The sequence below is a fragment of the Hyphomicrobium sp. genome (assembly GCF_036833075.1).
GTDB lineage: Bacteria > Pseudomonadota > Alphaproteobacteria > Rhizobiales > Hyphomicrobiaceae > Hyphomicrobium_C.
Genome location: NZ_DAITQL010000008.1, coordinates 15,870 through 29,686, shown reverse-complemented (window position 1 = coordinate 29,686; position 13,817 = coordinate 15,870). Strand labels below are relative to the sequence as shown.

At 67.0% G+C, this 13,817-nt stretch carries 12 protein-coding genes; 4 read left to right on the top strand and 8 right to left on the bottom strand.

Going from position 1 to position 13,817, the window contains the following annotated elements:
• Window positions 1–197: 197 nt before the first annotated feature.
• Window positions 198–2,051, top strand: a complete 1,854-nt coding sequence (pabB, locus tag V7082_RS04170; protein ID WP_334146362.1) for an aminodeoxychorismate synthase component I — start codon at window positions 198–200, stop codon at window positions 2,049–2,051.
• Window positions 2,052–2,117: 66 nt separating this feature from the next.
• On the opposite strand, the gene V7082_RS04165 is transcribed toward pabB, so the two are convergent.
• A complete protein-coding gene (locus V7082_RS04165; protein ID WP_334146361.1) occupies window positions 2,118–2,264 on the bottom strand; it encodes a hypothetical protein in 147 nt (48 codons plus the stop codon).
• Between the two features lie 197 nt (window positions 2,265–2,461).
• Entirely contained in the window at window positions 2,462–2,638 is a 177-nt protein-coding gene (locus V7082_RS04160; RefSeq protein ID WP_334146360.1) for a hypothetical protein, read from the bottom strand.
• A gap of 323 nt (window positions 2,639–2,961) precedes the next feature.
• Between V7082_RS04160 and V7082_RS04155 the strand changes: the two genes are divergently transcribed.
• Window positions 2,962–3,234 (top strand): hypothetical protein, encoded by a 273-nt coding sequence (locus tag V7082_RS04155; RefSeq protein WP_334146359.1) that lies wholly within the window; start codon window positions 2,962–2,964, stop codon window positions 3,232–3,234.
• 24 nt (window positions 3,235–3,258) lie between these two features.
• Here the strand turns inward: V7082_RS04155 and hrpB are convergent, their stop codons facing one another.
• Window positions 3,259–5,778: an ATP-dependent helicase HrpB gene (gene hrpB, locus V7082_RS04150; protein ID WP_334146358.1), complete on the bottom strand. Its 2,520-nt coding sequence runs from the start codon at window positions 5,776–5,778 to the stop codon at window positions 3,259–3,261.
• A 235-nt stretch (window positions 5,779–6,013) separates the two neighbouring features.
• On the opposite strand from hrpB, the gene V7082_RS04145 reads away from it, so the two are divergent.
• Window positions 6,014–6,511: a DUF2147 domain-containing protein gene (locus V7082_RS04145; protein ID WP_334146357.1), complete on the top strand. Its 498-nt coding sequence runs from the start codon at window positions 6,014–6,016 to the stop codon at window positions 6,509–6,511.
• Window positions 6,512–6,701: 190 nt separating this feature from the next.
• Here V7082_RS04145 and V7082_RS04140 read toward each other — a convergent pair whose 3' ends face one another.
• Together V7082_RS04140 and rpe are read right to left on the bottom strand one after the other, a co-directional pair.
• Window positions 6,702–7,946, bottom strand: a complete 1,245-nt coding sequence (locus tag V7082_RS04140) for a cyclopropane-fatty-acyl-phospholipid synthase family protein (RefSeq protein ID WP_334146356.1) — start codon at window positions 7,944–7,946, stop codon at window positions 6,702–6,704.
• A gap of 35 nt (window positions 7,947–7,981) precedes the next feature.
• Window positions 7,982–8,674, bottom strand: coding sequence for a ribulose-phosphate 3-epimerase (gene rpe / locus V7082_RS04135; protein WP_334146355.1), 693 nt, complete (start codon window positions 8,672–8,674; stop codon window positions 7,982–7,984).
• A 776-nt stretch (window positions 8,675–9,450) separates the two neighbouring features.
• Between rpe and V7082_RS04130 the strand changes: the two genes are divergently transcribed.
• Entirely contained in the window at window positions 9,451–9,927 is a 477-nt protein-coding gene (locus tag V7082_RS04130; protein ID WP_334146354.1) for an SRPBCC family protein, read from the top strand.
• A gap of 17 nt (window positions 9,928–9,944) precedes the next feature.
• Here V7082_RS04130 and V7082_RS04125 read toward each other — a convergent pair whose 3' ends face one another.
• The 3 genes from V7082_RS04125 to V7082_RS04115 all read right to left on the bottom strand — a co-directional run bounded on the left by V7082_RS04125 (window position 9,945) and on the right by V7082_RS04115 (window position 13,763).
• Entirely contained in the window at window positions 9,945–10,874 is a 930-nt protein-coding gene (locus V7082_RS04125) for a glutaminase (protein ID WP_334146353.1), read from the bottom strand.
• Window positions 10,875–11,130: 256 nt separating this feature from the next.
• A complete protein-coding gene (locus V7082_RS04120; RefSeq protein WP_334146352.1) occupies window positions 11,131–12,789 on the bottom strand; it encodes an isovaleryl-CoA dehydrogenase in 1,659 nt (552 codons plus the stop codon).
• 95 nt (window positions 12,790–12,884) lie between these two features.
• Entirely contained in the window at window positions 12,885–13,763 is an 879-nt protein-coding gene (locus V7082_RS04115; protein WP_334146351.1) for a phosphoribulokinase, read from the bottom strand.
• Window positions 13,764–13,817 lie beyond the last annotated feature (54 nt).

Sequence of the window (13,817 nt, the reverse complement as noted above, 5' to 3'; positions counted from 1 at the left end):
GAGGTCTATAGCACGATTTTCGGCTTTGTGAAGCCCACTCCCGCACGGCGGCCGGCATCGGCTTCGATTCCTCACGCGCGATGGCGCGCGCGGGTGTTTTTGTATGCCGGCACGCCCCATCGGCCGAGAACTCTCGTATAAGGTCGGTGTCGAACACCCCGTCCTCTTTCTCTCTGCCCACGCGAGATCCCCAACGCATGACCGCAGCCGACCCGAAACGAGCCGAGCAAGCCCAGACTAAACATGTGGCGGCCGGACTCGATGAAACGTTCGTTCTGCTCGACAACAGCACGGGGCGTGGGGCGCCGACGCTGCTCTTCTCGGAGCCGCTGGACGTCATCTGTGCCTGGACGCCGGAGGAGGTGCCCGGCGCGCTCGCCCGTCTCGAAGCCGGGACCGGCGCCGGACACCATGCGGCCGGCTTCTTCGCCTACGAGCTCGGCTACGTGCTCGAGCCGAAGATCCGCGACCTCTTGCCGGAACGGCGGAACGTGCCCCTCATGTGGTTCGGGCTCTATCGCGCGCCGCGCGAGATGAGCGAGCGCGAGGTCGATCAATGGCTCGCGACCCACACGCGCAGCGGCTCTTATCAATTCGCGTCCGTCACCACGGCCTGGAGCCAGGCCGAGTACGAGGCGCGCTTCTCGGCCGTGCAGGACAAGATCCGGGCCGGCGACATCTATCAGCTCAATCTCACGTTCAAGGCGCGCTTCCGCCTCGAGGGCTCGCCGCTGACGTTCTATCGCGACATGCGCCAGCGCCAGCGCGTGGCCTATGCAGGCATCGTCGATACGGGCGAGGTGACGGTGCTCTCGGCGAGCCCGGAGCTCTTCATCGCCAAGCAGGATCGCGTCGTCGAGACCCGACCCATGAAAGGCACCGCGCCGCGGGCCGGGACACCGGAAGCGGACGCGGATGCGCGGCGCGTGCTTTCAAGCGACGTCAAGCAGCGGGCCGAGAACCTGATGATCGTCGACCTGATGCGCAACGACCTCGGCCGCATCGCGGAGGTGGGCAGCGTCAGCGTCACGGACCTGTTCACGGTCGAGACGTTCCGCACGCTGCACCAGATGACGTCGGGCGTACGCGCGACACTCAAGGACGGCGTCGGCCTCGCCGACCTCATGCGCGCGATCTTTCCGCCGGGATCGGTGATCGGCGCCCCCAAGATTCGCGCCATGGAGCTCATCCGTGACTACGAGACCGAGCCGCGCGGCGTCTATTGCGGGGCGATCGGCTGCATCTCGCCCGAGGGAACGGCGCTGTTCAACGTCGCCATCCGGACGCCGGTGATCTTCCGCGACGGGCGGGGCGAGATGGGGATCGGCTCCGGCGTCGTTTACGATTCGGTGTGCGCCAAGGAGTACGCCGAGTGTCTGCTCAAGATGAAGTTCCTCACCGATCCGCCGAAGAGCTTCGAGCTGATCGAAACGCTGCTCCATGAGCCGGGGACCGGGTTCTGGCTGCTCGACGGGCATCTGAGGCGCCTCGCGGCGTCGGCGGCCTACTTCGGGTACGCATACGACGAAGCGCGGGTGCAGGCTGCGCTCTCCGCTGCCGTGGCCGGCCGGACGGACGAGCGGCTCCGCGTGCGGCTCCTGCTTGCGGAGGACGGCAGCGTGACCGTCACGGTAGCCGAGCAGCCGGCCCAGGCGCCGGGCTCGGTCATGCGCTACGTAATCTCGGACACGCGCCTCGACAGCACCAACGCGTTCCTGTTCCACAAAACGACCCGGCGCGAGCTCTATGATCGCGAGTGGCAGCACTATGCGGAGACGCTCGCGGCCGACGAGGTGCTCTATCTCAACGAGCGCGGTGAGGTGGCCGAGGGGAGCCGGACCAACGTGTTCATCGAAAAGGGCGGCAAGCTTCTGACGCCACCGCTGTCGAGCGGCCTCTTGCCGGGGGTGCTGCGCGGCATGCTGCTCGCGAGTGGCCGGGCGGAGGAGGCCGTTCTCATGTCGGACGATCTCGCCCGGGCCGATGCCGTTTATGTGGGGAACTCGGTGCGGGGGCTGGTCAAGGCGATGCCGATCCGCCCTCTCGGGTGATGCGACGGCGCGTAAGCCTCAATCGTAGGGGCTCCGCGATGTTCGATGCCAGACCCGGCGTCACATTCAGTTGGGCGTATTGACGATGCCTTGCTCGGGCGTGGCGATGGATGCCGTCTCGTTGTCCGGGCCGCGCAGCGCGGACAGGACGAACACAAGCGCGGCCAGCGTCAACGCAACGGCCACGGCGATCTCTCGAACCGATCGGCGCATGCGTTCTGCCATGGGACCAGACTGAAATCTTTGCATCATCATGCTTATCACTCTGCGCAATCCCGTGCGCGATATCCAGAGCCTGGAACGCCGCGCGACAGATCCGCGCAGGGTCCTGCCGCAGCATCAGTCATGTCGCGTTTTTGGGCATGGCGGACACGGACGACCCCCTCGGCCTCCGGGTTGCCGAGCATGCCTCAGAGACCCCGCATGACGCAGCCAAAGATCAGGATGGCCTGCGCGATGACGAGCACCCAGAATTCCTGACCCGTAATCAATGGAATCGACGCGCCGAAGAAATACGTGACGAGCGCGAGCACCGTCAGGATGACCGACACCATGTAGGTCAGGATGCCGGGTGCTTTCAGTGCCATGGCTGCGTCTCCCCTCGAAGCGTCGCATCAGGCGAACCCGCCGGCTGCTCGAGGCCCGGCCGACTCGCCGCTAGGCTGGCTTATAGCAGCCGCCGCCGGACCTGGCTTGGGCTTGAGGGCCACACTCGCCGAGCCAGCGGCGTTAAGACCCTGGAACAATTCGCCTCGTTTTGTTTTGTCCATCCAATTCACTATGTTGTCCGCGTTCCCTTTGAAGGAGACGGAAAGCGGGATACCGCATTGTATCGGGGACTTTTCCCCCGGTTCCTCGAGACGGCGCCCCCATGGGACGCCGAGGGCGAGGGACTAGTGAGGAGACTGCAATGTTACGTGTGTCTTCGGCTGTCATCGTTGTTGCCGCCTGGCTTCTCGCGCCCGCGAGCGCGGCCGCCTACGGGCAAAAGGTGCGGAAGTTCTGCGCCAACGATTACATGGACAACTGCCATACGCACCGGCTCGGCACGCCCGAGCTCCGGGCCTGCATGCGCAAGGCGGGCGCGAAGCTCACCCCGAGCTGCGTCAACGCGCTGATCGAGGAAGGCGAGGTCTCCGCGGCCGAAGTTGCGCAGCGCCGGGCGGCGGCAGCAGGCAAATAGGGGATCCGTCCCCGGGACCCTTAATCACGACCCGCGCGGCTTGGCGCGGGCGGTGGGTGCGGCGTCCGCCGGATCGTCCGGCCAGGGGTGGCGCGGATAGCGGCCTTTCATCTCGGCTTTCACGGCTGCCCACGATCCGGCCCAGAACCCTGGCAGATCGCGCGTGATCTGGATCGGCCGGTGCGCCGGCGACAGCAGATGCAACGTGAGCGGCAGCCGCCCGCCGGCGATCGACGGATGCGTCTTCAGGCCGAATAGCTCCTGAACGCGGACGTGAAGCGCGGGTGCGCCGGCGCCTTCGTAATCGATCGCATGCCGGTGGCCGGTCGGCGCCTCGAAATGGGTCGGCGCCTCCTCGTCGAGGCGGCGCTTCAAAGCCCAGGGGAGGCAGCCGTGGAGGGCCTGACCCAGGTCGTCGGCGGTGAGGTCGGCGAGGCGCGTCTTTCCGGTGAGATAGGGTCCGAGCCAATCGGAAAGAGCGGCTGTCAAAGCCGTATCGGAGAGATCCGGCCACTCGGCGCCGCCCGCGGCGCGCAGAAAGGCCACGCGGTCGCGGAGCTGGAGCTGCGATTTGCTCCACGGCAGCTTGCCGGTGCCGAGGGACGCGAGACCGCCGGCGAGGGCGCTCTCCGTCTCCGGGCCCGGCTCGGCCGGACGCGGTTCGCTCGCGAGCTCGATGGCATCGAGACGGCGCACGCGGCGGGCGCGCACGCTCGCGCTTTCCCGGTCGAACGTCAGCTCGTCGTGCTTGGCGATGCGATGGCCGGCGATGCGGAGGATCTCGGCTTCGCTGGTCTCGGCGGCGAGTACGATGCGCGTGGCCGCCGCCGTGCCCTGCATTTCGGCGACGACGAGGAACGGGGCGCGGGCGAGCGCATCGCCCGGGTCGAGGCTGGCGCCGCGTCCGTTGGCGAGCAGGTACTGGCCGCGCGCGCCGCGGGCTTTGGCGATGCGCTCCGGATAGGCGAGCGCGAGGAGTGCGGCCGCGGACGGCGGCGACGCTTCCCCGCCCTCGTGTGGGGAGGGAGACGTGGGGGATGTCGAACGGGCCGTGCGGACCCAGCCGGCGGCGAGGCGGCGCATGTCGGTCGCGCGGCGGGACCGGTCGCGGCGGAAGGCTTCGAGACGGTGATCGAGAGAGGTATCGTTGCCGCCGAGGCCCCGCTCGACGAGCACGGCGGCGATCTCAGCGGCCTCGGCTTCGGCGCCCGTGCTCGCGGCTTCGATCAGCATGGCGGCGAGGCGCGGCGGCAGGGGCAGCGCGCGCAGGCGGCGGCCGGCGTCCGTCAGGCGCCCTCCGGCGTCGAGCGCGCCCAGAGCGTGGAGCTCGTCGCGGGCGGCTTCGAGTGCGGCCGGCGTCGGCGGATCGAGCCAGGCCAGCGTGCGCGGATCGGTGACGCCCCATTCGGCGCAATCGAGCACGAGAGGCGCCAGGTCGGCGGACCGGATCTCGGGCTCGCTGAAGGCCGGGAGGCTTGCGGTTTCGGCCTCATCCCAGAGGCGATAGCAGACGCCGGGCTCCGTGCGCCCGGCGCGACCGCGGCGCTGGTCGGCGGATGCGCGCGAGACGCGGACGGTCGCGAGCCGCGTGACGCCGACGTCCGGATCGAAGCGCGGCACGCGGGAGGTGCCGCAGTCGATGACGACGCGCACGCCTTCTATCGTCAGCGAGGTCTCGGCGATGGAGGTCGCGAGCACGACCTTGCGCGTGCCGGGGGGCGCTTTTGCGATAGCCGCGTCCTGCGCGCGGCGGTCGAGCGCGCCGTAGAGCGGGGCGATGATCGCGGCGTCCCGATCGAGGCGATCGCGCAGGCGCTCCTCGGTGCGGCGGATCTCGCCCTGGCCGGGAAGAAACGCCAGGATGGAGCCGGGCTCGGCGCCGAGCGCGCGCTGGATGGCGTCGGCCATCCGATCCTCGATGCGCTGGGTGGAGCTCCTGCCGAGATAGCGGGTCTCGACGGGGAAGCTCCGCCCCTCGCTCGCGATCACGGGCGCGCCGCCGAGGAGGTCCGCCACCGCTTCGGCGGCGAGCGTCGCCGACATGACGAGGAGGCGGAGATCGCCGCGAAGGCTCCGTTGCGTATCGAGGGCTAGGGCAAGGCCGAGGTCGACATCGAGCGAGCGCTCGTGGAATTCGTCGAACAGCACGGCGCCGATCCCTTCGAGCGCTGGGTCGTCGAGGATCATGCGCGTGAAGACGCCCTCGGTCAGGACCTCGATGCGCGTCGCCTTGGAGACGCGCGTCTCGAGGCGCGCGCGCAGGCCGACGGTTTCGCCGACCTCCTCGCCGAGGGTCTCCGCCATGCGCCGCGCCGCGCCGCGGGCCGCGAGCCGGCGGGGCTCCAGGAGGAGGATCTTGCGGTCCTTGCGCCAGGGCGCGTCGAGAAGGGCCAGGGGGACGCGCGTCGTCTTGCCGGCCCCGGGCGGAGCGACGAGGACGGCCGATGGGGCCCCCGCAAGCGCGTCGGCGAGGGGGCTGAGCGCCGCGTCGATCGGAAGCGCGGGCGTGAATTTCCGTAAGGTTTGCGGGCAGGGCTCGCTCATCGTGGCGGGCTTAGAACGCGATCATTTTTGATCGAATCGGGATCACGCTCTATCTCTTTGATGAGACCGATTTTCCACACGTCAGGCTGACAGGGCCTGAAGTCATGCTGGTCTAGCACGCCGCGTCGGCGAATATGAAGTGTTGCGACGCACCGCCTTTACAACACCATGCTGCTGGCTGATATCGAGGTCGGGCGGCGCGGAGGGCGGGTCGTCAGCTTGCGGGGATGATCTCATGCGACGCTTTGCGGTTCTGCTCGGGCTTCTCGGGGCCGGGCTTGCGTCCGGCACGTCGGTCGGGGCGACGGAGCTCGATGGCTTCTGGATGGATTCGCACGGCGAGGTGGTGCTCGAGGTGCAGCCTTGCGGCAAAGAGATGTGCGCGAAGGTGGTGTGGCTTCGGCTGCCCTACGGCCCCGACCGCAAGCCGCTCAAGGACTACCGCAACTCCGACGCGGCGCTGCAGAACCGCAAGGTGTGCGGGCTGCGCGTCATCTCGGGCTTCACCAAGCAGCCGGACGGCACCTGGGGGGGCGGCGACGTCTACGTCCCCGATCTCGGCATGAGCTTCAAGGGCTACGCCAAGGTGTTGAGCCCGACGCAGATCGAGGTGCGCGGTTACGTGCTGCTGCCGATGTTCGGTTCGTCCGAGGTGTGGAGCAAGGTTGCGAAGCCCGCCTACCACTGCGAGAGGGACGGTGTGCCGCCCGCGCCGCCGCTGCCGAAGGATTAGACCTCGGAAAGACTCTGGAGTCTTTCCGACTTGGTGGAAATATGGCCTTGCGAGCAATCAGCGTGTCTGGATCCCGGCCTTCGCCGGGATGACGTTTTAGGTGTGGGACGGCAGTCCAAACTGGAGGTCACCGGAGTCCAGACGCGGTTCCGCATACTGAGCCGCTGTTTCCACCTGAAACGGAAAGACTCTAAGCGGGGCCGATACCGCGGTTGGCTTCCAGCTCGGCATAGGCGCGCTGGGTGTCGGTGATGTAGTCGCGCACGATCGGGACCGCGTCGCGCGTCTTGGCCAACTGCATGTGGAAGACGAGCTGGCTGCCGGTGCGGAACATCATCTCGGCGCTGATGAGATAAAACTCCCACATACGGCAGAAGCGTTCGTCGTACATCTCGGCGACCTTGGCGCGGTTGGCCTGGAAGCGGCTGTCCCAGTGGGCCAGCGTCTTCGCATAGTGGAGGCGCAGGAACTCGAGGTCCGTCACCCACAGCGAGTTCTGCTCGACGGCGGTGAACACCTCCGACAGCGCGGGCGAGTAGGCGCCGGGGAAGATGTACTTCCTGAGCCACGGACTCGCGGTGCCCGGCGGGCTCATGTGGCCGATCGAGTGCAGGAGCATGACGCCGGTGTCGGAAAGGAGCGCGTTCACCTTGGCGAAGAACTCGCCGTAATGGTGCACGCCGACGTGCTCGAACATGCCCACCGAGACGATGCGGTCGAAGCGCTCCGTCAAGTCGCGGTAGTCGCGCAGCTCGAAGCGGACACGGTCGGTGAGGCCGAGCGCTTTCGCCTTCTCGTTGGCGAGCTTGCACTGCTCCTTGGAGAGCGTGACGCCGAGCACCTTCACGTCCGCCATGCGGGCGAGATAGAGCGCCATGTCGCCCCAGCCGCAGCCGATGTCGAGAACCTTCTGGCCGGGCTTCAGATCAAGCTTGGCGGCGATGAGGCGCAGCTTGTTCTGCTGGGCTTGCTCGAGCGTGTCGTCGTCGCTCGTGAAGTAGGCGCAGGAATATTGCATGCCGCGGTCGAGGAAGAGGCCGTAGAAGTCGTTGCCGATGTCGTAGTGATGGGAAACGTTCTTCTGCGCCTTGCCGACGGGGTTGGCCTGCTGGAAGCGCTTCATGCCGCGCGAGACGGTGCGGAGCGCCTTTTGCAGCGGATAGGAGCCGAGGGAGAGACGGTTGACCGAGAACAGGGTCAGGAAGTCGCGCAGCGTCGAGTCCTCGAAGCTCATGCGCCCGTCCATGTAGGCTTCACCCGCGGCTAGCTCGGGGTTGAAGAAGAGCGAGCGGTAGAGCGTGGGATCGGTGAGGCGCATGGTGACGTCGGGGCCGGGCTGGCGGCCGCCGAAAACGTGCACGCGGCTTTCGGCGTCGATCACCTTGAGCGTGCCCAGGCGGACGAAGGACTTCAGCATGTGCGAGAGTGGAAACATGGAGCCTCGCTATCTGGCGCTTGGGGACGTCCGGCCTACGCTGCCGGCTTGGCGGCGCGGGCGCTCTCGGCCGCCCTGCGGATGGCGGCGATATTGGCAGCGTAGCTCTCGCGGGTGCCGCCCTTGAAAACCGCCGATCCGGCGACGAGGACGTTGGCACCGGCCGCGGCCACGAGGCCCGCCGTCTCCGGCGTCACGCCTCCGTCGACCTCGAGGTCGATCGGCCGGTCGCCGATCATCTCGCTCACGCGGCGGATCTTGTCGAGCTGCGCTGGAATGAACGCCTGGCCGCCGAAGCCCGGATTGACCGTCATCAAGAGGACGAGATCGAGGCGGTCGAGGACGTGCGCGAGGGCGCTTTCATGGGTGCCCGGATTGAGCGAGACGCCGGCGCGGCATCCGGCGGCGCGGATCGCCTGCAGCGAGCGGTCGAGATGGGGGCCCGCTTCCGCATGCACGGTGATGATCTCGGCGCCCGATTTGGCGAAAGCTTCGATGTACGGATCGGCAGGGGCAATCATCAGGTGGCAATCGAAGGTCTTCTTCGAGCTCGCGCGGATGGCGGAGATGACCGGCGGGCCGAAGGTAATGTTGGGGACGAAATGCCCGTCCATCACGTCGAGGTGGATCCAGTCCGCGCCCGCGGCGTCGACAGCGGCAACCTCCGCGCCGAGTTTCGCGAAGTCCGCCGACAGGATCGAAGGCGCGATGATGAGGGGCCGGGGCATCGGATGTCCGCCTCGCGTTCGGGTTTCGAGCCTCTGCCCTACACGGCGCGGCGTGGCCGGGCAAGGGTTCCCGGGGCAAGACCTGGGGGCAGATGGCGCGCGGGCAAACGGGATCGCCCCCCGCGCAACGATTTGCGGGGTTTGGATGACTTTATCGGCTCGTAGGTCCCGGGAAGCGGGGCGGCGAGGCCGTAGGATTAGGAGGGATGCGGCCTCGCCGCCCCACCGCTGCTCACGTCACCGCGCAATTTTCGCAACGACGCAACCTCCACCGGCACGAGACCGCTGACGGCCATCCCAGCCGCTTCGCGTTTTCCGGAGCCCCATCAAGACCACCGTCCGTCTCGTGCGCTTCCGGCCTAGTGTCCCGATTCCGAAGTTCGCTTGAGTTTGCGGCTAGGTCCCATAGCGAACTTCGGAACCATTAAGGGACATTAGAAACATGGACTTGCCAGTGTGATTCAGATCGAGAAATTCGCTCGGGAGCACGCCGCTTGATAGGGCGAATTTCTCGATCATCACACTAGCTGATGGATACCAGTCTTAAGGGGAGGCGCAGCTCCCATCTCGTCATGCTGAAAGCATGCCTCCGGCATGACCGCCCAGCTCGCGCCAGTCCCCGGATGAGCAGGATGCCGACAGCGTAGACCGAGGCCAAGCGGGCGAGGATAGCTTCCGTTGCGTGTCGGATCCGGCGCGGAGCCAACGTCTTCCTGGCAGAGGGTGGAACCGCCACGCCCGGGCCCCCGTTCGAAATCGAGAAAGGAGCATGGCCCATGTCCCAGGAACAGGTATCGAAGAGCGCCGCGCACGGAAACGCCGTCCGTCTGCACCGCGTGCTCGCCGCCCGCCCCGAGAAGGTCTACCGGGCGTTCCTCGAAGCGGATGCACTCGCCAAGTGGCTGCCGCCCAACGGCTTCACGTGCACGGTCCATCTCCTGGAGCCGAAGGTGGGCGGGACGTTCCGGATGTCGTTCAAAAACTTCACGACGGCAAACAGCCATTCGTTCGGCGGCACGTATCTCGAGCTCGTCCCGCACGCGCGCATCCGCTACACCGACAGCTTCGACGATCCGGCCCTGCCCGGCGTCATGCAGGTGACGGTCGCCCTAAAGGCCGTCTCGGTCGGAACGGAGATCGACATCGAGCAGACCGGCGTGCCCGCCGCGATCCCGGTCGACGCCTGCTATCTCGGCTGGCAGCAATCCCTTGCCCAGCTCGCGCTGCTCGTCGAGCCCGACATCGGGGAGTAAGGGGCGGTGCCGTCTCGTCAGGCTCCGAAAATGGACCAGCCCATCCGCTTGGTCAGCGCTTCGAGCGCGGCCCGGCCCAAGTGCGAATTGCCGGCCGCGTCCAATCCCGGTGACCATACGGCGATCGAGGCCCGTTCCGGGGCGATGGCCAGAATGCCGCCGCCGACCCCGCTCTTGCCGGGAAGTCCGACGCGGTAGGCGAACTCGCCCGACCCGTCGTAGTGGCCGCAGGTCAGCATGATGGCGTTGATGCGCCGCGCGCGCTCGGAGGAGACCACGCGCGCGCCGGTCGACGGATTGAGGCCCGCGTGGACGAGGAAGCGGCCGGCCATGGCGAGCTGGCGGCACGTCATGGCGATGGCACAGTGGTGGAAGTAGACGCCGAGCGTGAACTCCACCGGATTTTCGATCACGCCGTAGGATTTCATGTAGTTGGCGAGGGCTGCGTTGCGGAAGCCCGTGCGCTGCTCCGAGGCGGCCACCGCCTTGTCGATGGTGATGGTCGGATCGTCGGCGAGGAACTGCATGAAGCGCAGGATCTCGCCCAAGGCTTCGCGCGGCTGATGCCCGGAGAGGATCAGGTCCGTCACGGCGATGGCGCCGGCGTTGATGAAGGGATTGCGCGGGATGCCGCATTCCCGCTCGAGCTGCACGATGGAGTTGAAGGAGCTGCCGGACGGCTCGCGGCCGACGCGCCGCCACAGGCGGTCGCCCACCTTGCCCAGGGCGAGCGTCAGCGTAAAGACCTTGGAGATGCTCTGGATCGAGAACGGCGTCTCGCTGTCGCCTGCCACAGCGATGTTGCCTGTGGCGTCGATCACCGCGATCCCGAATGCGGCCGGGTCCACGCGGGCGAGCTCGGGGATGTAGGAGGCGACCTCGCCCCGCTCCGTCCGCCGGCGCATCTCGTCGGCGATTTCTTTTACAACTACGTCGAGGCTGGGCACGGCTGCAATCGGCTCTTCAAAAGGAGGTTTGCGGGCGACACTACTTGCAGTCGGCGCCGGGCGTCAGCCCGCAAAGCGTCGCCCGTCGGTTGGCGCGCGGGCCGCATAGGCTCCCCTCGCGGGCCGTGGGGTTCAGAGGCGGCGGAATCGTGAGATTTCTTTAGAGACGGCGTGAGGTTAAGTCGGCGGCGGCGCCTCGCATTTGCACCTGGAATCAATCTTCCGATCGCTTCCACTTCACTCTTCCCGGGGAAATCTAAGTCTGTGGCGAAGCACGCGCGAGGATCGTCTCCGTTTCCGCGTCCTCGATGCCTTGCCCGTAGGTTTGCCGTAGCGGTCCGGCGAGACGCGTGCGGATGAAGGCATCGGCGACCTCGGCGGGCGCGGTTTCGTACAGGAGCGCGCCTGCAGCCAGAAGAGCGAGCTGCTCGGTCAGCTCGCGGGCGCGTGCCTCACGCGTTGAGGCATCCCCCCGCAAGGCCTCGACGCGGCTGTGGGCGGCGGAGAGGCGGGCGTCGCAGGCGGCGGTCTTGGCGAGAGCGTCCATGACAAGGCCGGTGTTGTCCGGCTCGCGTGCGAGGACCCGCGTCACGTCGAGCGCCATGACGTTTCCCGAGCCCTCCCAGATGGCGTTGACGGGCGCTTCGCGGTAGAGGCGCGCCAGCGGGAATGCCTCCGTGTAGCCGTTGCCGCCCAGGCATTCCATGGCCTCGCAAACGGCTCTGGATGCGATTTTGCACACCCAGTATTTTGTGACGGGAGTCATCAGGCGGCGCCATGCGCCGGACAGTGCATCGCGGCCGTCGAACGCGTGCGCGAGACGGAATGCGAGCTTGGTCGCGGCTTCAACGTCGAGGGCGAGATCGGCGAGGACATGACGCATCAGCGGGTGCCCGATGAGCGGCTTGCCGAAGACGCGGCGGCCCTCGCAGTGGTGGATGGCGTGGGCGAGCGCCGAGCGCATAAGGCCGGCCGAGGAGACGGCGCAGTCGAGGCGCGTCCATGTCACCATATCGATGATGGTCGCAACGCCGCGGCCTTCCTCGCCCACGAGCCACGCACAGGCGCCGGGGAACTCGACCTCGGAGGACGCATTGGCGCGGTTTCCGAGCTTGCTCTTGAGCCGCTGCAGGTGGATGGAGTTGACCGATCCGTCGGGTAGAAAGCGGGGCAGGAAGAAACAGGAGAGGCCGCCCGGCGCCTGCGCCAGCACGAAGAAAGCATCCGACATGGGGGCCGAGAGAAACCACTTGTGTCCCGTCAGCACGTGGCTACCCTCCGGTCCACCCGGCACGGCTCGCGTGGTGTTCGATCGCACATCGGTGCCACCCTGCTTCTCCGTCATGCCCATGCCGAAGGTGACGGACGACTTGGCCTCCCTGGGCGCGAACGTCGGGTCGTAGGTGCGGGAGAGGACCTTCGGCAGCCAATCCCTGGCGAGATCGGGCCGTTTGAGCAGCAGGGGCACGGCCGCGTTGGTCATGGTGAGCGGGCAGCAATGGCCGGGCTCCATCTGCGCCGCCATGTAGAGACCGGCGGCCCGGGCGACGCAGGCGCCTCCGCGCCTCTCCGCGCCGGGCTCTGCGAGATGCTCCCAGGCGGCGGAATGCAATCCCGCGTGCATGCTGGCCGTCATGCAGGCATGGTAGGCGGGGTGATAGTCAACACCGTCCGCGCGACGGCCTTGGGCGTCGTGGGACTTGAGCGCGGGCGGACACTCGTTGGCGAGGCGTCCCCATTCCAGGCTTTCCGCGCTGCCGCACAGCGCGCCAAATGTCTCAAGCTCCGCCAAGGCATCGCTGCCGCCCTCGCGCGCCAGCACATCCCTGAGGATCGTGTCGGACGTGAACAGGTTCACGTTCTCGAACGGCGTCGGTTGGTTCAGGACCTCGTGGGTGGACCAGGTTTCGGACATGGTGCCCTCGCAGGGTTCGCAGCAGCTCTCCGGTCAGGTCAGGCACAGGATGCGACGCAAATAGGACATCCGCGCGACACGTGTGCGCCGTCGCCTCAGAAGAACGTGCGGCGCTTGCGCTCGATGAGCTGCAGGATCATCGGTGTCAGGATCAGCTGCATGGCGAGGTCCTGGCTTCCGCCCGGAATGACGATCGAGTTGGCGCGCGACATGAAGCTGTCGTTGATCATCGACAGCAGGTAGGAGAAATCGATGCCGCGCGGGTTCTTGAAGCGGATGACGACCATGGATTCTTCGGGCGTCGGAATCCAGCGGGCGATGAACGGGTTCGACGTGTCGACGGTCGGGATGCGCTGGAAGTTGATGTCGGTCTCGGTGAACTGCGGGCAGATGTATTTCACGTACTCCGGCATGCGGTGCAGGATGACGTCGGTGATCGCCTCGGAGGAGTAGCCGCGGGTCTTCTTGTCGCGATGGATCTTCTGAATCCATTCGAGGTTGATGACGGGGACGACGCCGATGCGCAGGTCCGCATGGCGGGCGATGTTGACCTTGCCTGTGACCGCGGCGCCGTGCAGGCCCTCGTAGATCATGAGGTCGGTGCCGTAGGGGATCTCTTCCCACGGCGTGAACGTGCCGGGCGGAGCGCCGTAGGTCTCGGCATCGACGTGGTCGTGCACGTAGTGACGGAAGCGGCCGGTGCCGATCTCGCCGTAGGTCCTGAACAGAAGCTCGAGCTCCTCGAGCAGGTTGGCGTCCTCGCCGAAATGACTGAGATTGGGATTTCCGCCGGCGGCCGCTTCCGCCATGGCGGCGGCCATCTGACTGCGATCGTAGCGATGGAAAGCATCTCCCTCGACGAAGAGGGCGGAGATCTTCTCGCGGCGGAAGATCTGCTCGAAGGTGCGGCGCACGCTGGTCGTGCCGGCGCCCGAGGAACCCGTGACGGAAATGATGGGATGCTTGGCGGACATTTCTTCTTTTGTTGTCTTGTTTCTCGTTGTTTCGGTGCGGTGGATGCAACTCGG

Coding starts and splice junctions, on each gene's coding strand:
- pabB (WP_334146362.1), top strand. CDS start 198: ATGACCGCAGCCGACCCGAAACGAGCCGAGCAAGCCCAGACTAAACAT.
- V7082_RS04165 (WP_334146361.1), bottom strand. CDS start 2,264: ATGCGCCGATCGGTTCGAGAGATCGCCGTGGCCGTTGCGTTGACGCTG.
- V7082_RS04160 (WP_334146360.1), bottom strand. CDS start 2,638: ATGGCACTGAAAGCACCCGGCATCCTGACCTACATGGTGTCGGTCATC.
- V7082_RS04155 (WP_334146359.1), top strand. CDS start 2,962: ATGTTACGTGTGTCTTCGGCTGTCATCGTTGTTGCCGCCTGGCTTCTC.
- hrpB (WP_334146358.1), bottom strand. CDS start 5,778: ATGAGCGAGCCCTGCCCGCAAACCTTACGGAAATTCACGCCCGCGCTT.
- V7082_RS04145 (WP_334146357.1), top strand. CDS start 6,014: ATGCGACGCTTTGCGGTTCTGCTCGGGCTTCTCGGGGCCGGGCTTGCG.
- V7082_RS04140 (WP_334146356.1), bottom strand. CDS start 7,946: ATGTTTCCACTCTCGCACATGCTGAAGTCCTTCGTCCGCCTGGGCACG.
- rpe (WP_334146355.1), bottom strand. CDS start 8,674: ATGCCCCGGCCCCTCATCATCGCGCCTTCGATCCTGTCGGCGGACTTC.
- V7082_RS04130 (WP_334146354.1), top strand. CDS start 9,451: ATGTCCCAGGAACAGGTATCGAAGAGCGCCGCGCACGGAAACGCCGTC.
- V7082_RS04120 (WP_334146352.1), bottom strand. CDS start 12,789: ATGTCCGAAACCTGGTCCACCCACGAGGTCCTGAACCAACCGACGCCG.
- V7082_RS04115 (WP_334146351.1), bottom strand. CDS start 13,763: ATGTCCGCCAAGCATCCCATCATTTCCGTCACGGGTTCCTCGGGCGCC.